Raw genomic sequence first — 20,701 nt, forward strand, 5'->3', positions numbered from 1 at the left:
ATGGGAAAGAGATTAACGTTACACCTCCAACAGAATACAACCTTAGAAAGAGTAGCGGCAATTCTTGAGTTTTTTAACCATCAGGAAAATGATATCGAAGAATTAGCGGCAACCTGTAACATAGGAGTTACCGTGTTAAAAAAACTCATCTTCCCCTTCTTGCGGAACCTTTCCATCCTTTCTAAAACCAATCCACCTGAATTAACCCCATTCGGCAAAATCGCAGCTCATATCCAACAGTCAAATCCTGACCTACTGGGTGATTTTTTTCATTTACAACTTTATCACCTACATCGAGAAAAACCTGACAAACGATTCTCCTATGCTTATGCGACTATTGTGCAGCAACTCTGGTTGCGAAAAGAAGTTGTGTTATCACCTACGGAGAAAAAATCCTTAGTTGGAGAAGTGATTGCAGCCGCTGCCCATAAATTTGAACTGCCTGCTAGTGAAATCGCCTTTAGTGACAGTAGTGTCACCGGTGTACTCAACTGGTTACGCGGCTTATCACCAACGGTAATCGCATCAGAAGGAAAATCTGAACACTTTAGCCGTCGCTACTTCTGCGCCGCTCCTTTATTGCTCAAGGCAGTAGACAAAACCTATCAACAACTGCAACGAACCTATGGTTCTAAGATTTTCTTGCGACCAGAAATTCAAGAACAGCTTTGTCAAATGTTGGTGTTAGATCCGAGTGGATTAGATAGCACTCTAGATAATACTAAACGTACCTATGATTACGATCAAGGCGGTTTCTTTGACTATGGCTATGAAGGCGGTTACGGGCAATGGGTGATGTTGACTCAATCTCCGGAATGGAGTCAATTACTTTAATTGGGACTTTGGACGAATCAGAGCCTGCCCAAGAGCGATCGCACTCCTGGCGATAACGACTTTCACGACATCCCACTTTGCCCTTTCTGTATCCTTTACTACTGACATTTCCTTAGCTTGACTCAATGTCGTTTCGGCTAAATTTGTCAAGTTATGATAATTCAAACTATTCTTTCCCCCATAACGGTTTAATTTTTCCAATCAGATTCCCATCGCAACAAAACGTCATAATTGCTCGTTTTTTGCCCCAGTTCCGAAATAATCTACGAATTTTCAAGGGTTACGGCGATTGTGAGGTGATTGTACGATTTTCAGGTATACTATCTATGGTGGGTATTTTGTAGGCTAAATTAATTTAGGCGTCGCTAAACCCCTTGAATTTTCGTGGAACTTTGTATAATTCATGGTTTTCACCTCATGCCCAATGTCCCCTTGGACATAAGTATTTTGTTAAACTTATAATAAAAATCATTACCAAGCCTTGACAAAAACACAGATTACACAGAAGGGATGGCTGTTTCGAGAACACTGAATACTGAGGGACACAGATTGACACAGAAAACTAAATAATCTCCCCAACCATCGAATCATCTTTATCATCCTTTGCCAGCCAGAACTAACCTGTCTGTGAAATCAGTGTGACTAACCTGCCACTCCCCACCTCTAACGTTCCTCTAAATCCGTGCAATCAGTGTTTTAGGAATAGGGAATTGCTATATAATTTGACATTAACCCTAACCATGAATTTGGATAGTTATGGCACAAGTCATCCAAGCCAGCGAACTAACCTTACACGATGTCAAAGCCAAATTTAACCTTCAGCAAGTGGAGGATGAACAGTTCTTTCCAGAATGGCAGGATGATTTACCCCAAGCCACTGATGCTGAAAAGCAATGGCTTGATCGGGTTAAGGCGAATTTTCTCTATTTGGCAGAGTATCCCATGCATGAAGAGATTGTGAAAATGGTGGTACTGTCTCCATTGCTATCCGTCGCTAACTTTTATAGCTATCCGTTTCGTCCTGTGGCAGAAAAGCCAGTGGAAATCGTGTTTGAGGATGAGGCAGAAACCCTCTGGGGAAGGATTGATGTGCTGGTTTTACATCAAACGTTATGGGTTACAGTTATTGAGGCGAAGCGCAAGCAGCTTAATGTTTTAGAGGGAATTCCCCAAGCGTTGTTCTATATGATGAATAGTCCGATTATCAGGGAACCTCTATTTGGATTTATCACCAATGGCAGTGAATTTGTGTATCTCAAACTCATGCAGCCAGACTCGCCGCGATATGGTTTGTCCCGGCTTTTCTCGCTGATTAATCCCGGAAATGATTTATATACGGTGTTAGGTGTCTTGAAGCGGTTAGGGGAAGTCGTGAACAGTACTAAGCTGTGAAATGGCAAAAGAAGGTTTCAGGTTCGTGCGATCGCACCTGATTGTACTAAATCCGGGTTAGCTACCCTGGTTATAACCTAGTCCTTACCTTGCGGACTTTGTTTGTGTAGCAGCGATTTCAATCGCCTCCTCTTGCTTATTGACAATAAATGTCATCACACAGATTTCTATCGCTCTCACTGACATTAGGATTAGTTGTGAGATAATCACGCAACCAGTTACAACCCTGTCTGAGTAAATCATCTAGCGCCAAATTCCAAGTCATCACCTTTACTGTTCCATCACGGCTAGCAGAGGCAATGGTTTGACCATCGGGACTAAAACTAACACTGTACACCCAATTGCCATGTCCTTGAAACGTTTGTAGTTCGATACCATCTATCCGCCATAATTTTACCGTACCATCACCACTGGCTGAAGCAATGGTTTGACCATCGGGGCTAAAGCTGACACTATTCACCCAATTGCCATGTCCCTGAAACGTTTGCATCAGTGTGCCATCTAAACGCCAGAGTTTCACAGTGCCATCCCCGTTTGCCGAAGCAATGATTTGACCATTGGGACTAAAACTAGCGCTATTTACCCAATTGCCCTGGCGTTCAAACTCTTGCACAATTGTGCCGTCAGTACGCCAACGTTTCATCGTACCGTCACGACTGGCGGAAACCAGGGTTTGACCATCCGGACTAAAGCTGACGCTATTGACTCCACCGCTATGTCCTGCAAAGATTTGCATCACTTTGCCATCTCGACGCCAAACTTGGACGGTACAGTCGGTGCTAGCAGAGGCAAGGGTTTGACCATCGGCGCTAAAACTAACACTCTTAACCAAACCACTATGTCCTTTAAACGTTTGAACCACTCTGCCATCTAAACCCCAGAGTTTTACCGTACCATCATGACTCGCCGAAGCCAGCATCTGACCATCGGGACTGAAACTGACACTACTCACCCAATCCCTGTGTCCCGCAAAGGTTTGTACGTCTGTGTCATCTAAATGCCGGAGTTTTACCGTGCCATCACCGCTAGCTGAGGCAATCCGTTGACCATCGGGACTGAAACTAACACTATTGACGCCATCACTATGGTCGTGAAACGTTTGAACAACAGTGCTATTTGTGCGCCAAAGTTTCACTGTACCATCCGTACTAGCTGAGGCAAGGGTACGATTATCAGGACTAAAACTAATACTCCACAACCAACTGCTATACCCTTGAAAGGTTTGCACAATCGTACCATCAAGACGCCAGAGTTTCACGGTGCCGTCGCTGCTAGCTGAGGTGAGTATTTGACCATCGGGACTGAAATTAACACTATAAACCCCATCACTATGTTCCTGGAACGTTTGCACCGTTGTGCCATCTAAACGCCACACGTTAACGGTACGGTCATGACTCGCTGAGGCAATCAGTTGACCATCGGGACTGAAACTAATGCTATTAATCCCGCCGTTGTGTTTTTTAAAGGTTTGAATCACGCTGCCATCTAAACGCCAAAGTTTAACGGTGCGGTCATGACTGGTTGAGACAATCAGTTGACCATCGGGGCTAAAATTAACGCTATTGACCCAATCCGTATGCCCGTTCAATGTGCGGATAAGTTTGCCATCAATACCCCATAATTTTACCGTCCCGTCACCACTGGCTGAGGCAATTAGCTGACCATCGGGACTAAACGTGACACTCCTCACCCAATCACGATGCCCCTCAAACGTGTGCAGGATTGTACCATCAAGACGCCAAAGTTTTACGGTTCCATCTGTACTGGCTGAAGCAAGGGTTTGACCATTGGGACTAAAACTGACACTCCTCACCATACCGCGATGCCCCTCAAACGTGTGCAGAATTGTACCATCAAGACGCCAAAGTTTGACGGTTCCATCCGTGCTGGCTGAAGCAAGGGTTTGACCATCGGGACTAAAGCTAACACTCCAAACCCCACCGCTATGTCCCTGGAAGCGATTACATTCTTTCATGGAGTAGATGACGTGCCAGAGTGTACACAAGGTTCGCGTTTTTATCGTCCCTGGCGCATTGATATACTTTAACTTTTGACCTGCCTTGACGCTGGTGACTAATGCCCCCAGTTGGTCATGGCACAGAAACATGGCTTGAGCCAACGAACTTAGGGTTTCAATTTCGGCAATTTCTGTCCGCCTACGTGCCTGTTGTTCGTGAGTTAATGCCTCTTCTTTCTCTTTGAGTGCCTGCCTGAGTTGGGCTTCGGTTAACTTTTGCTTCTCTTTTGCCTCAGCTAATTCGGCTAATAAGCCGGGGGCTTGCTTCTGGCGAATGAAGTCAACTAAATAATCGTGAAATAACTGATAACGATTGACGGGGTAATCGGGGACTAAAAAGACTATCCCTGAACCGACTAAAATATGTAACACCAAATTTAGTTGCTGGATTCCGGCTGGAAATCCCCAGGCGTCTAAATCGGCTGCCAACTCAGCGCGGGTTTTGAGGGGACGTGTGCCATTTTCATAGGTGAGTAAATACAAAATCAGTTGGGCAAGTTGTTCATTCTTCGCCCCACAATCCACAACCACTTCTTCCAGAAAACGCTGGGCTAGGGTTTCTTTGGGATGATCCAAAAGTTGGCGATATTGATGTAACTTTGTGATGTTATAGGTTTGCAGTTGCGCCCCCACCACCTGCAACTCAATCGGACGAACTTTCCCCACATCACCGGCTAAATCTTGGACAACTTCATCGATGAGGGCGGGTTCTAAATAAAACTGCGATCGCTCGGTTAATTCCCGAATCACAGATTTTGCTCGTTCGGGTGAAAAGTCACCGAGGTAATAGCGGATATTTTTATCCAGAATATTCTGCTGAAACTCCTCTAAATTCGCTAATCGTTCAAATTCTAGGAGATAATGTAAATAATCTTCCCGTAAAGCAATAATGATTTTCAGATAGGGGATAGTTAGACAAACTTCTAAGAACTTATAAAACTCTTGCCGAGTAGCTATATGATTACAATTAAAGAAGAATTCTTCAAATTGGTCAAAAATTAACACCGTAATCAGATGGCGATCGCCATTTTTGCCCAAGGTTTCCAGAATCACATCGAGTGTCTTTACTGATTCTCCGGATTTCCTGGAAAAAGATAGGCTTTCATCAGATAAACCTCTTGCTTCAATTCCCCTTTCTTTTAATGCCTCCGCTAACTTAATCCCCAATTCATTGACCCAATTGGTGTAAACTCGTAGCGTCACAGGTAAGGCATGGCGATCGCCCACTGGATGCTGTTTCAAATCGGGGACTAATCCCGCCGATAATAGTGAACTTTTGCCCACGCCTGATTGACCATGCATGACCGTCAATTTATGGCAGGGTTCACTCAGCCTTGTCCTTAATTCTTGCAGATCTTGACGCCGCCCCGATGCAGTAATTCGGTCTTGGGTTCTGACTTGGGGATAAATGGAATCAATAGACGAATTAATCACTCCTTTGATCGGTTTTAAACGTCCAGCACCAACAAACGGACGGAACCCATACTGCGCTTCAATCGAACGTTGCTCTAATTTGAGGGCAAAGGATTTCAGATAATCATCCCGTTCAAAGTAGAGTCCGCGCAATTCTTTTAAGATATCAATATAAAGTTGGGGGTCATAGTCGGGTAGACTCTGGTTTTTAGCCGTCTCTAGATTTTGAATCGCTTCAGCCGTCTCGTCAAGATGACGTTGGGCTTTTGCCAGTAACAATAAATATAAACTTTGATAGTGTTGCCATGCCCAAGCCCAATGGGTGTGATTATGCTGGGAAGCTAAGTCAATAACGGATTGCTGATTATTCGTTTGTCGGGCTGATTCAGCATACTCTTTGGCATCACTCCAAGCGCCTCTGGCGAGGGCGACTTCAGCTAAAAGGGCATCAGCATACCCGGCATACAGATGAGTGCTATCTAAATAGTTTTGATGCAGATTAACGGCGGTTTGGGCAACCTCTTCTAATTCCTGCCACTCCTGCAACCGAATTAACACTTCTCCCAAGGGATTAATAAACCGGGCGGCTAAATCCGGACGATTCCCCTGTTGAAACACACGCACACAGCGCTGAAAATAATCCTTTGCCCGATAACACGATCGCCCATAGTCAGCCCGATGCAAAACCGCATAACACCGCCACCATAAGCCCAGATAAAATAATAAACAGCCCTGTTGTTCCGGGTAATCCCCCTGTTGCCAAAATGCCAGACTTTGTTGATAATACTGACGGGCTTTTTCCATGTCCTGATTAGCCGGAGCATCTCTACCCAGGAGAAAGTGCAGTTTTGCCTCAACGTCTGGTGTCAAGGGTTCGCCCCGACGGTGCAAATCATTCAGCGCCGATTCTAATTCACAACCCCGACGGGAACCCACAGCGATCGTAAACACAGCGTTATCCAGAAATCGACCCGCCCCTGCATTTAAAACCTCAGTAAAGATTGTATCAGCCGTTTGGTGAATTCTATCGATTAGATCTTGGGTCGCGATCGCAAACTCGACTTGGGTTGCCCAACTTTCAAAATCGGGGACTAACCGAATCAGTTTTCGCCGTAGGTTATCGGTTACCCACAGGATTAAGGGAAAGGGCAATTTACGAAATTCTTCCCGAATTTGGTTGGTGGTGGTTAGCAGTTGATCCAGATGGGTTATAGAGTCTAACCCGAGTACAACAAGAGCATTAGGGTATCGCTTATCAGTTGCAGACGAGATCCCCGACTTCTTCAAGAAGTCGGGGATCTGAACCGTTGAATTTGAATAGGAAATATGTTCAGTAATGGTTGAGTAAAGTCGGGTGACGGATGGCTGGAGAATTAGTTCTTGAATATCAAGAGGACATTGTTCTTGCAACTGCTGTGTGATCTGCTTTTGCCCGGTGAAATAATTACAACGCGCTAGAATGAGTGAGAATTCACCTTGAGACAATTGGATGGCACGAATCAGCGTTTTTAAGGATTTGTCATTTGTCATTTGTCATTTGTCATTTGTCATTTGTCATTTGTCATTTGTCATTTGTCATTTGTCATTTGTCATTTGTCATTTGTCATTTGTCATTTGTCATTCCCGCCCCTACAATTCCAAACCATGTCCTAGAGCGAAGCGATCGGCTAAGATGGGGTTAATGTCAAACCAACACCCTTGCTGATCTCGATATTCAAATACAAACAAACTCCGCAGGAGGACTTGATATCCATTCTCACCTCTAACGGTTTTGTTTTGTTCAACTTGTTGCAGTAATTCCCACTCATCGGGGGTAATTGCCAAACATAAATCATTCCGTCGCTGACAAATTACATTTTCTAAACAATCCTTACTGATAGGGGGGTCATCTTTTTGGATACAGGCAAATAATAAAACCAGCAAGTTTCGCACATGACCGCCACTGACTAAACAGAGACGGTCTAAGGTTTCCGAACAATCAAATACGTCTGCAATCAAACTCAATCGCTCTTGGGGTTCAACCTCTGGAAATGCCCTCGCTAATACCATCTGTCGCAGCAATGCCATTCCCTCCTGGCAAACTGTTGTACCATCCCTTTGTTTCACCCGCACCATCGGCAATATTTTCGGCTCAACGCCAAAACGATTCGTTAATCGTCCTAAGGCATTGGAAAAGGCTAAAACTAAGGGAATAGTATAGACAACATGACAGTTTAATTGATTTAACTGTTCGCCTCGGTCTACAAATAAATATTCTGGTTGCAGTTGTCCTCCCGGCTTTTGTTTATTGTCGATGCGGTCAAGATTATCGACAATGACGACTAATCCTTGTTTCCCCTGCTGCTTTAACTGCTGGATAGCGGGTTCAATTAATTCCTTGTTAATCGCGTCTAAAATGCCATTGACTCGTGGTTCTAAATGTTGGCGCAATAAAGAACGCACTTCTGGACTATTCTTCGCTTGAGCGGTAATTTCACCAATACCCAGCGCCAAGGAAAACTCGCCCTCTTTTTTAGTTGTCATCCCTACATCCCCAACCTTAGGGACTTTAACGTTTACTCCCTTAACTTCCGCCTGCAAAATCTGAGTTGCACCTTGGAGTAACTGTTGAAAACGGCTAGGCTGTACGTTGAGGTGACTGGCTTCGAGACTGTTACTCACCTGACGTGCGATCGCAAGTAGAATATCGCTAATATCCACATCTGCCATATCCAAGTCCTGGGAGGACTCAAAGTAAACGACATGAAAGCCTTGCTGTTCGAGTTCGGTTTTCAGGCGCAGTAATTCTGTGGATTTGCCACAGCCAATATGTCCGGTAAAGAGTTGACAGGTTGGTTCATCGGGAGATAATCGGCTAATCGTGCGTCCCAGTTCCTTGATGATATTATTTCCTCGCACGGAAGAAAAATCAATATAATACTGTCGATCCTCAGACTGACTTAGATCGAGGGTTTTGCTAGGGTTGGATGCGCGGTAAAATTTGGCTAAATTCAGTGTCATGGTTTGCCTGACTCTCCAGCCTATTCCTAGTGTTGACTCTGTTTGTTCTAGCCCTGAGTAATTGTCTTCACTGAAGTGTAGCACTACAATCTGTCAGTTGCTGGGCAATACCAGAATCAGGCGGTAGAGATGGAGTCGGCTAGGTCTGGCGGCTGTTTTGACCGAAAATTTTGGTCACAAGCCTCCCCCTTCTACACAACTCTAAAGATGACTACATCAGAGTGCGATCGCGCCAAATTCACTCGCTCAAATCGGGTGGCTCTTGCCTCAATTCTCTGGCGCCAAACCACATGGCATCCTGTCTGTCTGATGGGAACAACTTTGATATGACGGGTGAATAATTGCATTCCCATTCCCTTTTGAGCCGGAAAAGATGCATGAAACGGCTTTTTTGTCAAATCTGCCTCTGCATGAGTCCATCAAACTGGGTAATGGAACATGATTGTAGTATTTCAATTTTCCCGGCGCTAGGGAGAACCCAATAACGCAGTATCAAGGCATTTTAGGAATAGTTGGTTAAAAATGGTTATAAAAATAACCCAATACAGCATAACAATAACGTTATACTACACCCTCAAACCCAGGTCAAATCAGGATTTGCCCGGGGCATTTTCTGCCCGCCCGAATTTCGATGATCTTTAAACTATTAAAACATAAACGTCAAACCTAAAAGTTTTACTTATATAAATGGGCTTTGTCGTCAACCCAACCTACAACCTTACTTTTCACGGGTTCCGGAAAACCTCTCTCCAAACCTCTCTCCTGCAAGGAGAGAGGCTTTGAATTCTCCCCCGTGGAACAAAAAGCGAAGCAACATCTGGTCTCCCCCATGCTTATCCCCAAGAATTGGCGAAGAAAGACTGGTTACCCTATTATGCTCAACATTTTCATACCGTTGAAATTAATAACTCTTTCTATAAGCTACCTTCACCAGAAACATTGCAGCAGTGGCGAGATACCGTTCCCGATGACTTTGTATTTAGTTTGAAAGCCAGTCAATATATCACCCATAAGAAAAAGTTGAACGATGCTCAAGCAACGGTGTCGAATCTGCTGGAACGAGTGAATGGATTAGGGGAACAATTAGACATAATTCTGTTTCCGTTACCTCCCCGATGGCATTGTAATTGCCAACGACTGCGCGATTGTCTGGCGGCGCTTGATCCAGAGTATCGGTATGCCTTTGAATTCCGCGATCGCACTTGGCATAATTCCCAAGTCTACGACATCTTAGCCGAACACGGGATAGCCTTTTGTATCTATGACTTAGGCGGTTATCTTTCTCCAAAAGAAGTAACGGCAGATTTCGTCTATTTGCGACTCCATGTACCCCAACCCCACTTTGGAGTCGGTTTCGTGAACCTGTTTAAACGGCTGATACGGACAGATCGTGCTAATTTCCAACACATGATGACCCTCTGGTGCCATTCCGGGTTCCCTCGATTTCATCGTGGGACAGGAGAGAAAAATCCAGGGCTTCTCAAAGTTATCTTCGATTGGTTAAAAGTCTTTGAAGGAAAATTATTGATTTGCTGGAATCGGACTAAGAAAAACGTTTTGAATTATAGACAAAATCAAAAATGCCGCTCTTAAAATTATTGGCGGGTTCATTTTCTGAAAGGGTAAGTAATTTGGGTTGACCTTGCTTTAGTTCAGTTACTCGGATTTGACTGCCTTCCTCTTTTAAATCCTCGATATAGCCGGGTTGGTGAAGTTTGGCTTGCTTGCCACTGCCAAACGGTCCGAAATAGTAAGTATAATGGGGGTTATCTGTGACGATTTTCAGCCACCAAGCTAAACCCAAACGCTCTAAGGAAGCAAGAAATGTATTTTGATGTTTTTTCCAAAAACCAGTCATCTTTTTTTGGTAAGTCTGTTACTGGATCTGTAGATACCCTGTTAATCATGGATGGCATTCTTCAAGATTGCCATCTCTACGCTATACGCTAGAGCTTTTGGGTTTCCAGAGGTTAAGATTATCAATGTTAGTGAGGCAATTTCTTCTATCTAAAGAATGAATATTGAGTTAAGTTAGCTTGTAACGCTGAATACAAAACTATTTTGGGAATCAGGGAAAATCCCGCACCCAGTTGGGGTTCTGGTAGCACGGGATACTTTTTACCTGAAAGTGGCGCGATCGCACGCCCAATAGAACCAATTAATTAGCTGGGTTTATTTCTGGGATCGATAGCCGCTAACAGATCAGCAAGTTCACTGGCGTGATCTTCTTCATCTTCGAGAATGCTTTCAACGATATGACGAGTTGTGGGATCAGCATGACCAAAAAAGCCAACTAACTTGCGGTAAACTTCAATCGCAATCCGCTCGGCGACTAAATCCTCTTTGATCAATTGAGTCAACTCAATATTGGCACCCGTGCTACCATACTCCGTAGATGAGCGCTCCATGATTGTCGCCGGATTAAAATCGGGATCACCCCCAAGCTGATCAATCCGCTCGGCGAGCATCATCGTATGTTCTTGTTCTTGCTCGGCGTGTTCAGCAAACTCCGCCGCAACCTGAGGATAATTAATTCCCTTAGCAATAACCTGATGGTGACGGTAGCGCATTACACATAGAATTTCCGTGGCTAGCGCTTCATTGAGGTACTGGCAAGCTTGTTCGCGATCTAGGGGATAATCTTCAGTAACGGCTCCCTCTTCAATAGATTGACGCGCCTGCTGACGGATCTTATCAATATCATAAAGTTGATTTTTTGTTTGTGTGGCTGTCATACGTGTTCATCCTTCTCATTATCAATTCAGGGATACTCACCGATGCACCAACGATAAGTCGTTGGTTCTCGGCGTTAATTGAGTAACCCAAATCTTTATTACTGAACTTAACTTTAAACAAAGAGCCGAAAATGTGCTTCTGTCGTAGGGGAGAACTATGATGTCTAACTTCCGAACTATTTCGACTTAGGCGGAAGTCGGCTCTTGATACCCCTGAATCGCTTCGGGTTCAAATTGGCGCAGCACAGACGTAGCTTGGCGGATTAAATCCTCCGAGGCTTTTACCGCAATCAAATATTTACCTGCATTGAGGCGATTGCGATACGTCAGAGCATCACCCCCACCAATGGCGATACCTACGCCACCGCCAACCAAAAGAGCGCCCAGCGCTCCAGCAATAGCGCCGAGAATTCCCGCGATAATGTGATTGAGTAGGCGACTCGCGCCGGGAAAAATGGCGATACCCGTGAGGACATTGAAGACATAGCCAGCCACAAATCCAAAGGGAATCAGCCAATAAGCTAAGCGGATAATTTGTTGAGTCGCCTGTTGATTGGGTTCAACTAATCCAAATTCATCTGCACTTTGATAGCCTTCGCCCAGGATACTAATCTGAGTCGTTGATAGACCATTTTTAACTAAGGCAGAGGAAGCCGCTTCTGCTTGGGTACGATTGGGCAATACGGCAATCAGATAAGACATAATCCGATAGTTTATGATATCTACAAGTTGAACAAAATAATAGAGTTAGGGGAGTTTACGATAATCTTAAAGAATCGAACCCGGCAATAACGTCAGTCTTGAGACGGAATACATCTCCAATACCTTTACCTTGATCTGACCCCACCCTAACCCTCCCCTTGGCAAGGGGAGGAAACTTTCCCCGCCTACTTTGAGAATCATATCTACCCCTTTAGAAAGAGGAAAGCCAAGGGGAACAAATACCAAGATGAAGTGGGGGTGTCGGCTATTTCAATATGAGTTAGATTCCGTTAAAACCAAATGGTGATTTGAGGTGATAGGTATGGTTTTCATGACAGACCAAGAACTTGGCACTAGAGTTAAAGATCAAATCCGCTGGGATGGGCGTGTGCCAGCAGCAGATATTGAGATTACGATTGAAGATAGTAAGGCAATCTTGAGAGGCAATGTACCCAGTTACCGCGCCAAAATGGCAGCCGCAGAAGACGCTTGGGTGGTATCGGGAATTCAGAAAGTGGATAACCATCTCCAGGTAAAATATCCACCTGCGGTAACGGTTCCCCCAGATAGCGAAATTGCATCGAGTGTAAACGCTGTCTTAGTTTGGGAACCTGATATTGATTCGGCGAACATAGAAGTCAGTGTTACATCGGGAGTTGTTACTCTCCGAGGTACTGTGGATGCTTATTGGAAGAAATATCAAGCGGAACAGGATGCTTATGGGATTGCGGGTGTCATCGATGTAATTAACGAACTTGGGGTGGTTCTGACCGATAAACTGCTTGATCAGGTAATCGCTAGAGATATTGAAGCCGCCCTAGCCAGAAATTCTCATGTCAATGTTGAGGATGTGACGGTGGCTGTAGACAATGGCACTGTCATCTTAGGGGGTAATGTTCCCAATTGGGCGGCATGGCGATCTGCCTATAATGCGGCTATCTATACTACTGGCGTGATCGATGTCGTCGATCAACTTAACATCGTTTATTCCTAGGTATGTAGAGACGTAGCATGCTACGTCTCTACGTTAGGGCTGGTTTAGTTGCATCTGGGTGAGGTAAGAAACGTTAATAGTGAAACCCGTCCCTACACACTCAAAAATTAACCAATACTGAAAATAAAACTACTGAGACTAAAACCATGACTAAAACATCAGCATTAAACGTAGAACAAAAACCTGTCCAAATCCCATCGGGTCGAGTTAACCTGGAAGGCAATTGAAAAGAAATTAGAAATTGTTCCCGGGGCTACCCATTTGTTTGAGGAACCTGGTGCCTTGGAAAATGTGGCAGAACTCGCTTGTGATTGGTTTGAGCGCTGTCTGGCTGGGAAAAGTAGGGGCGAGTAACAATCGGGTAATAATATTGTTCGGTTAAGAGAGGGAGCAGGGGAAGCTGAGGCAGCATGTCAGAGAAAGCAGACAATTGTTCAGCTACCTGCTAAGTTGGCTTATTCTTCGAGAAGGCTCTACCTACGTACCTCAACGCAATCGACAAAGGGGATCATAGAGCCGAAAATTAGCTTGATCCAGTTAGCTGATCAGATTCTATTCAGGTGGTATCCTCTTGGATGATCAGCTATGTGTAGGAGATTCTATGGATAACTGGCAATCTGTTCGCGTTTTTGGCTTGCCAGCAGAGAAAGGCAGATGGTTTTTAATCCCGTTAGGCTCGCTTGTCCTACTGTGTTTAGGCACAGTCTATTCTTGGAGTATCTTCCGTAAACCGCTAGAGGACTTATTTGGCATCAGCGCCACTCAAAGTTTATTACCGTTCACAGTTTTATTAGTCCTCTATGCCCTGTTGATGCCCATTACGGGATTCTACATTGATAAGATTGGTGTAAGCAAAATTACCGCGATTGGTGGCGTGGTGACGGGAATAGGTTATATCCTTTCCAGTTTCGCCACGAATATCATCCTCTTAACGATTACCTATGGGGTAATCGCTGGGGCGGGAGTTGGCATTGCCTATGGTGTTCCCCTAGCCGTTTCCGCTAAATGGTTTCCCGATCGCAAAGGCTTGGCAGTGGGATTGACGGCGATCGGGTTTGGACTGTCTCCCTTGGTGACAGCACCGCTAGCCAAGGGCTTAATTGCAGCGTTTGGGGTTCTTCCTAGCTTTGCAATTCTGGGGATTAGCTTGACGGGAATTATTCTCGTTATCTCAATCACGCTCAAATTACCCCCAGTCGGATGGAAACCCCAAACCTGGACGCCAAAACAGATCGAAACAAGCAAAAATCAGCGACGACAACTCTTGCGATCGCCGTCTTTTTATGCGCTCTGGTTTTGCTATACCATTGGCACGTTTGTCGGACTCTCGGCGATCGGTATTTCTAGCCCTGTGGCACAGGAAATTATTCAACTCGATGCGACTACCGCCGCGATTACGGTTTCTATCTTTGCTGTCTTCAATGGCATCGGGCGTCCTCTATTTGGTTGGTTAACGGATCGCCTACAGCCCAAGGGAGCGGCGATTATTTCCTATGTGTTAATTCTGATCGCTTCGATTTTGATGCTCAGTGCGGGAGAGGGGCAAGCTTTGACCTATCTGGTTGCCTTTTCTCTGTTCTGGCTTTGCTTAGGAGGATGGTTAGCGATCGCACCAACAGCAACCCTGATTTTGTTTCCGCCGGAGGACTATGCTAAGAACTATGGAATTGTCTTCACCGCCTATGGCGCTGGCGCATTATTAGGGACTCTCGCCATCGGTCAACTCCGGGATTTGTTTGGCAGTTATACCTACGCTTTCTATCCCACCGCCATTTTAGCCATTATCGGCATTATTATCGCCCAATTTAAGCTTCGCGCTTAAGTATTGGACTTTGGACAAAAAAATAAATTTGCGTAATTTATTCGCCAAGGCATTTGGGGCAGAAAAATTAGATGTAGGGGCGGATTTAGGGATAAATGTAGGGGCGGGTTTAGGGATAAATGTAGGGGCGGGTTTAGGGACTCAATTCAAACATCCACCAATAACGGAACAACAAAACCCGCCCTCCTCACCAATAACGGAACAACAAAACCCACCCATTCCCCCACCGAAAGGCAATCGATTAATCCAAAACTGGACAACCCAACCCACCTTATTCTCAACCGCGATCGCAGTGAAAGATTGGGGCAGGGCGGGTTTTGTAGAAAGGTGATTGGTGGCTTCATTAATTTTGTCCCTAAACCCGCCCCTACATTGGGTTTTATGTCCCGATATCATATTTTAATATTAACCTGAAACCCGAGCAAAAAACACCAGATTTCCAACCGCGATCGCACTTTGTTTGTCCAAAGTCCAGTAAATCCGATTAACCAACATTTGCCAGGGGTTTCCCTTCAAGGGGATAGAGTTCAATTAATTCGCACAGTCTATACTGTTGATAATTTTTCGGCGAACTGAGACGGGCTTTATTAATAGTCCGAACCAGTTGATCGCGAGAAAACGGTTTACTTAAGTGAGCAATAGCCCCCTGTTTCATGCCCCAAATTCGGTCAATTTTATGATTTTGACGCGAACATATAACAATGGGAATGTTCTGAGTATCTGGATGTTTTTTGAGCTGACGACACACCTCAAACCCATTCATTTCCGGCATCATTAAGTCAGTGACAATGACATGGGGTTTATACAAAACTGCCTTATTTAGCGCTTCTTTTGGGTTGGTTAGATTGATGATCGTATGACCGCTATCGCGCAGGTAAAGATTCATCAATGCTAACTGGGTGATACTATCCTCAATCAATAAAATCTTACTCATAGGAAGATTAGCCTGAAAGTTTCAATCTGCTGGGACGCAATAAAAATAGGAAATTGCTTTTAGATGTCTATGCTACCTACCAGAATACCTTTACTTCCTGTAACAAAAAATCCGTTGATTCGCTGAATCATCCTACGTAGAATGGCTGAGTTTAAGGAAATGAATCAGTATATATGCTTATCGGATTGATAAAATTGGGATTATTGAGATTATCATGACGCATTTCTGAGATACAGTAAAAACTTGCCAATAGAGTTCTGAGAAGGGAGGATTGTAGTAAGACTCTATCCATCAGCAACTTTTCCATGACAGGCATATCGGGTGCATCAACTCATCTGCAACACCATCGACAGCAGTTTCCGGCTTTAGCCAACAAAGCCTATTTCAACTTTGGCGGTCAAGGGACTCTCCCCGCCAGGTCATTAACGGCGATTCAACAGGCTTATGAGTATACTCAGGAGCATGGACCGTTTTCGGGTAAGGTCTATGGATGGGTGGTGGAACAAACCCAGCACATCCGAAGCGCGATCGCGTCTGAGTTGAGAACGCCTCCCGAAACGATTACCCTCACCGAAAATGTCACCGTTGGCTGTAATATTGCCTTCTGGGGAATGGACTGGCAAATTGGCGATCGCATCCTGCTGACGGATTGTGAACATCCGGGTATTGTGGCTACAGCAGAAGAGATTGGACGGCGATTTGGCGTAGAGGTGGCTACCTGTCCAATTATGGCGACGCTGAACCAAGGTGATCCTACCGCCGTGATCCAACAACACCTGACACCGCGTACCCGGTTAGTGGTTCTCAGTCATATACTCTGGAATACGGGTCAAGTTTTGCCCTTAAAAGAAATTGTGGAAACCTGTCGTAATACGGCGACAGAAAACACCCCGATCCGAATCTTAGTCGATGCGGCTCAATCGGTTGGTTCTTTACCCTTAAATTTAAGCGAACTTGGGGTAGACTTTTATGCCTTTACGGGTCATAAATGGTGGTGTGGACCTGCTGGGGTTGGCGGTTTATACGTGAAACCTGATGCGTTAGAACACCTGCATCCGACGTTTATTGGTTGGCGCGGTATTCTCATGGACAAAACCGCTAAACCCATCGGCTGGAAACCGGATGGACAACGCTTTGAAGTCGCGACATCCGCCTATCCTCTCTACGTCGGATTGCGAGAGGCGATCGCGACTCATCAGCAATGGGGAACGGATCAAAGCCGCTATGAACAAATTTGTCAGCGTAGTCAGTATCTTTGGCAACGCCTATCTGAATTAAACTCGGTACGTTGCTTGTTGAACTCTCCCCCCCAAGCGGGTTTAGTGTCCTTTATCTTAACCGATAGTACCCCCTCTTCCCAACTCGTCAACCAATTAGCAGACAAGGGGTTCCTGCTTCGCACCCTGCGCGATCCCGACTGCATTCGCGCCTGCGTTCATTACTTTACAGACTATGAGGAAATGGATCGGTTAGTAGACGCGATCGCGAATCAATTGTAGAGGCGGATGTAGGGATAATTGTAGGGGCGGGTTTAGGGACTCAATTCAAATATCCACCAATAACGGAACAACAAAACCCGCCCTACCACCAAATCCTGGCATAAGACAAATGACAAATGACATAAGACCAATAACTATTCCGTTGACTTTTGCCGCACACCTTGGACAATCCGCGAGAGTTCACTCTTTTCGTCAACCGTAATCCGACTGGGGGAACCACTGATAATCCGCTCGTAATTGCGGAATGAATCTTTAATGTCTGCCCCATCTTTGCTAATCATATACTCTCGAATTCCGGTATCGTGCCAAGATCCCCGCATTTTAAATACATTAAGTGCCCGGGACATTTGCCCGCGAATTTCTACGTATTGCAACATTAAAATTGTATCAGTAATCGTAGAAATATGGGAATCTGTAATTGAATTCGATCCCATAAATTGATCCGTTGTATTGGTGAAAAACCCGGTAATTTCTTCTTGCTTGGCGTAACCCGTCACACCAATCACGAACTGACGGAATGCATTATTGCTCACTCCCCGCGCTAACGCCGAAAGCGAATCAATGGCAATGCGAGACGGTTTAAACTCCTGAATTTGGGTTTGAATAATTTGCAAATGATCTTCTAATCCTGCCGATTCTGGATAGGAACAAAGAATTTTTAATAATCCTTTTTCCTCCATTTCCTCAAAATCGATTCCCCAGGATAAGCCGTTTCGCGTAAGCTGCGCTCTAGATTCTTCGTAAGCGAAGAGGATCGCCCGTTCTTCATTTAAACAAGCATCATGAATAAACTTACTAACTAATAAAGTTTTTCCCGTTCCCGTAGCTCCCGTTGCTAGAATAATGGAATCTTTAAAGAAGCCACCGCCACACATTTCATCCAGGGTTTTAATTCCAGAGGATACCCGAACATTAGATGAACGCTGAGTTAATTGCATGGCACCTAAGGGGAAAATATTAAATCCTTGATTGCTTAGGGTAAACGGGTATTCCCCTTTCATGTGGGTTGTACCCCGTAACTTAAGTATTTCAATCGTGCGGCGTCGCCGTTCTCCTTCCAAAACATTGCGAACAATTACCACATTATCGGAGACAAACTCTTCCACACCAAACCGGGCTACGGGTCCATATTCTTCAACACGCTCTGTTGTCATCACCGTCGTCACGCCAATTTGCTTGAGGCGAGCGACTAAGCGAAAAATTTCTCGCCGCACCACTGAAGCGGCATCATATTGTTGAAATATGGCGGTGATGGAATCAACAGAAACCCGCTTGGCTTTGTACTTGCGAATCGCGTATTGAATCCGCTCAATTAACGCGGACAGATCAAAGTTGCCGACAACTTCTTGTCCTTCGGGATCAGGAGAAGCATCCAGAATAAACAGTTTGCCGTCATCAATTAACTTTTGCAGATCCCAGCCTAAACTATGGGAATTTTTAATAATATCATTAGGAGATTCTTCAAAGGTAACGAAGACACCCGGATCATCAAATTGAGTGATCCCGTTATAGAGGAACTGAACCGCAAACAAGGTTTTACCCGTACCAGACGTGCCACTCACCAATGTGGTTCGAGCCACGGGTAACCCCCCATGGCTGATATCATCGAACCCTTCAATCATCGTCCGGATTTTATGGACTCCTGGGGTGGTAAATTCATCGGGTCTTTGCTCATCTAGATTAAATGGACTCATATTTTTTCGTCAAATTTAAACATATAACTAAAATCGCCGTCATCTGAGAATAGATCTCGAATTTGCTATTATCTCATAAAATCTGAACCTGCCCTAAAAATCTATGTCTCCATCCCGAAGTTCTTCATACAGCAGATCCAATCCGATTAAGACTTTTTCGCGATCAGACAGATCCCCAATAATTTTTCGCACCGGAGGCGGTAAAACTTTCGCTAGAGTTGGCGTTGCCAAAATTTTATCTTCCTCGGCAAGTTGAGGACTTTTGAGAACATCAATCACTTTCAGGGCGTAAACCCCTTGAAATTCCTGTTCCAGGATATTTTTGAGGGTTTTCAATGCTGTAACTGAGTGGGGAGTATTCCCAGCCACATAAAGCTTGAGGACATAAGTTTTTTTTAAGGGACTCATAGGGTTAGCCATTACTAATAAGCGAAGGATAGTTGCCAATTTAAAAGTAACCCGGAAGAAATTCGTTCACCGTTGACTTGATGGGTCGGGAGCGAATTGCTAATACCACAATTATAATTATAACTCTCTGGGAATCGAGCGACGATACATTTCACCTAAATGAGCAATTACATCGATCAGCGTTAGGCGATAGTCTGTGAGAATATCTTCATTGCGACCCTCTAGCTTGAGTTGTTGTGCAAAATCATCCATCAAATCCATGTGAATTTCTACAATCTTAGAAACGGATATATCGGCAAAAAATGCTTCATTTACCAAATTATCAATTAACTGGTTAATCGTGGTGTCTTGACTGAAGTACATTAAAACAATGTCACGATAATCACTCTTAAGCTGTTCGATCAGTTTACTTTTTTCATTTTGCGATAAATAGCGAAAGAAAAACTGAGGATTTCGTTTATAGTAAACACCGAGATATCCCAGTCGCTCTTTGAGTTTTTCAGATAACCGATACTGCTGCTTCATTAAAGAACCCCGATGAATTTCCTCGGTTTTCTTGTCCGCGTTAGCCAGAAGAGTGGGCAAGTTGCAGTTCGGAGAAAGGGAAAGGAACTGGGTAATTGCCTGTTCCAGGGAATGTTCTATGTCAGAGACTTGGCTACTATCGAGTCGAACTTCAGCGGCGTGAAACAAATAATGCACCTCCCCTGGAGTACAACGAACGGTTGTCTGAATTGGGTTTGGCTGAGCATTTGTGACAACAACAGAATCATTGTTTTTTGATTCTTTGGGAAAAATAACTAGAGGAAGTAGGATTCCTTGTTCGTACAACTGATTAATAACGGGTGGTAAGGTGTCGTCATCTTGAAGCACTAAACAATCGATATGCTGCTGTTTTTGTTCCACGAACTCCAGAAACTCAGAGGCTGAGTTCGCGATCAATAACAGATAGCGATCGCCACTTAAAACCTGGCTCAGTGACTGCGCCAGGGCTGGGGAACGAACAAAAATACCAATTGACAGTTGAGGATGCAAAACGATAGAACTTTAATGTTGAAAAACAACCTTACCAATTGCCGAGTTAAATTTCTCGACTGTAACGTATTTTAACAAAATTTTTCTAAAGTTAATTAACATTACCTTAAGTACTCTAAGAATTGTAAGTAATTGTAAGCATTTTGCCCTTTCCCCCCCCCATCCAGCGCAATAATTGAACTAGAGCGGTGGTTGTGCTGGTCAGCGGAGCAAGTCCCTGGC

17 protein-coding genes and 2 pseudogenes are annotated in these 20,701 nt (G+C 44.5%); 8 read left to right on the forward strand and 11 right to left on the reverse strand.

The annotated features are described in order from the left end of the window. A complete protein-coding gene (locus tag RIC07_RS02530; protein ID WP_446393141.1) occupies positions 1 to 834 on the forward strand; it encodes a hypothetical protein in 834 nt (277 codons plus the stop codon). On the opposite strand, the gene RIC07_RS02535 is transcribed toward RIC07_RS02530, so the two are convergent. Further along, positions 826 to 1,035, reverse strand: a complete 210-nt coding sequence (locus tag RIC07_RS02535; protein WP_446393142.1) for a hypothetical protein — start codon at positions 1,033 to 1,035, stop codon at positions 826 to 828. The two genes, RIC07_RS02530 and RIC07_RS02535, sit on opposite strands and share 9 nt — an antisense overlap. Positions 1,036 to 1,590: 555 nt before the next feature. Here RIC07_RS02535 and RIC07_RS02540 point away from each other — a divergent pair. Next, positions 1,591 to 2,226: a type I restriction endonuclease gene (locus tag RIC07_RS02540; protein ID WP_446393143.1), complete on the forward strand. Its 636-nt coding sequence runs from the start codon at positions 1,591 to 1,593 to the stop codon at positions 2,224 to 2,226. Positions 2,227 to 2,362: 136 nt separating this feature from the next. On the opposite strand, the gene RIC07_RS02545 is transcribed toward RIC07_RS02540, so the two are convergent. The 3 genes from RIC07_RS02545 to RIC07_RS02555 form a co-directional block, all read right to left on the reverse strand. Further along, the gene (locus tag RIC07_RS02545) at positions 2,363 to 7,186 is read right to left on the reverse strand and encodes a WD40 domain-containing protein (protein ID WP_446393144.1); all 4,824 of its coding nucleotides are present in this window, start codon (positions 7,184 to 7,186) and stop codon (positions 2,363 to 2,365) included. 99 nt (positions 7,187 to 7,285) lie between these two features. Further along, positions 7,286 to 8,656, reverse strand: coding sequence for an ATP-binding protein (locus RIC07_RS02550; RefSeq protein WP_446393145.1), 1,371 nt, complete (start codon positions 8,654 to 8,656; stop codon positions 7,286 to 7,288). 191 nt (positions 8,657 to 8,847) lie between these two features. After that, positions 8,848 to 9,054: a hypothetical protein gene (locus RIC07_RS02555; RefSeq protein ID WP_446393146.1), complete on the reverse strand. Its 207-nt coding sequence runs from the start codon at positions 9,052 to 9,054 to the stop codon at positions 8,848 to 8,850. A gap of 448 nt (positions 9,055 to 9,502) precedes the next feature. Between RIC07_RS02555 and RIC07_RS02560 the strand changes: the two are divergent. Then, positions 9,503 to 9,973 (forward strand): annotated as a pseudogene (locus tag RIC07_RS02560) (DUF72 domain-containing protein); the annotation flags it as partial. 226 nt (positions 9,974 to 10,199) lie between these two features. Here the strand turns inward: RIC07_RS02560 and RIC07_RS02565 are convergent. The 3 genes from RIC07_RS02565 to RIC07_RS02575 form a co-directional block, all read right to left on the reverse strand. Beyond that, positions 10,200 to 10,514 (reverse strand): DUF1816 domain-containing protein, encoded by a 315-nt coding sequence (locus tag RIC07_RS02565; protein ID WP_446393147.1) that lies wholly within the window; start codon positions 10,512 to 10,514, stop codon positions 10,200 to 10,202. Between the two features lie 304 nt (positions 10,515 to 10,818). Then, entirely contained in the window at positions 10,819 to 11,391 is a 573-nt protein-coding gene (locus RIC07_RS02570) for a ferritin-like domain-containing protein (protein WP_446381101.1), read from the reverse strand. Positions 11,392 to 11,577: 186 nt separating this feature from the next. Beyond that, positions 11,578 to 12,093, reverse strand: coding sequence for a hypothetical protein (locus RIC07_RS02575; RefSeq protein ID WP_446389877.1), 516 nt, complete (start codon positions 12,091 to 12,093; stop codon positions 11,578 to 11,580). Positions 12,094 to 12,415: 322 nt separating this feature from the next. Here RIC07_RS02575 and RIC07_RS02580 point away from each other — a divergent pair, with 322 nt between their 5' ends. The 4 genes and pseudogenes from RIC07_RS02580 (at position 12,416) to RIC07_RS02595 (ending at position 15,240) form a co-directional block, all read left to right on the forward strand. Further along, positions 12,416 to 13,087 carry a BON domain-containing protein gene (locus tag RIC07_RS02580; protein ID WP_446393148.1) on the forward strand — a complete coding sequence of 224 codons (672 nt, stop codon included), beginning with the start codon at positions 12,416 to 12,418 and terminating at the stop codon, positions 13,085 to 13,087. A 225-nt stretch (positions 13,088 to 13,312) separates the two neighbouring features. Next, positions 13,313 to 13,441: pseudogene (locus tag RIC07_RS02585) on the forward strand (alpha/beta hydrolase); the annotation flags it as partial. A gap of 247 nt (positions 13,442 to 13,688) precedes the next feature. Further along, positions 13,689 to 14,909, forward strand: coding sequence for an L-lactate MFS transporter (locus RIC07_RS02590; RefSeq protein ID WP_446393149.1), 1,221 nt, complete (start codon positions 13,689 to 13,691; stop codon positions 14,907 to 14,909). A gap of 28 nt (positions 14,910 to 14,937) precedes the next feature. After that, positions 14,938 to 15,240, forward strand: a complete 303-nt coding sequence (locus RIC07_RS02595; RefSeq protein ID WP_446393150.1) for a hypothetical protein — start codon at positions 14,938 to 14,940, stop codon at positions 15,238 to 15,240. 153 nt (positions 15,241 to 15,393) lie between these two features. Here RIC07_RS02595 and RIC07_RS02600 read toward each other — a convergent pair whose 3' ends face one another. Beyond that, positions 15,394 to 15,843 carry a response regulator gene (locus tag RIC07_RS02600; RefSeq protein ID WP_446393151.1) on the reverse strand — a complete coding sequence of 150 codons (450 nt, stop codon included), beginning with the start codon at positions 15,841 to 15,843 and terminating at the stop codon, positions 15,394 to 15,396. A gap of 305 nt (positions 15,844 to 16,148) precedes the next feature. On the opposite strand from RIC07_RS02600, the gene RIC07_RS02605 reads away from it, so the two are divergent. Next, entirely contained in the window at positions 16,149 to 17,342 is a 1,194-nt protein-coding gene (locus RIC07_RS02605) for an aminotransferase class V-fold PLP-dependent enzyme (protein WP_446393152.1), read from the forward strand. A 134-nt stretch (positions 17,343 to 17,476) separates the two neighbouring features. Here the strand turns inward: RIC07_RS02605 and kaiC are convergent, their stop codons facing one another. From kaiC to RIC07_RS02620, 3 genes are all read right to left on the reverse strand, one after another. Further along, positions 17,477 to 19,036, reverse strand: coding sequence for a circadian clock protein KaiC (gene kaiC, locus RIC07_RS02610; RefSeq protein ID WP_446393153.1), 1,560 nt, complete (start codon positions 19,034 to 19,036; stop codon positions 17,477 to 17,479). A 93-nt stretch (positions 19,037 to 19,129) separates the two neighbouring features. Beyond that, positions 19,130 to 19,444: a circadian clock protein KaiB gene (gene kaiB, locus RIC07_RS02615; RefSeq protein WP_044210886.1), complete on the reverse strand. Its 315-nt coding sequence runs from the start codon at positions 19,442 to 19,444 to the stop codon at positions 19,130 to 19,132. Between the two features lie 117 nt (positions 19,445 to 19,561). Continuing rightward, positions 19,562 to 20,479: a circadian clock protein KaiA gene (locus RIC07_RS02620; RefSeq protein WP_446393154.1), complete on the reverse strand. Its 918-nt coding sequence runs from the start codon at positions 20,477 to 20,479 to the stop codon at positions 19,562 to 19,564. Between the last annotated feature and the right edge of the window lie 222 nt (positions 20,480 to 20,701).

Origin of the sequence: Coleofasciculus sp. E1-EBD-02 (assembly GCF_040218245.1) — a bacterium.
Classification (GTDB): domain Bacteria; phylum Cyanobacteriota; class Cyanobacteriia; order Cyanobacteriales; family Coleofasciculaceae; genus Coleofasciculus.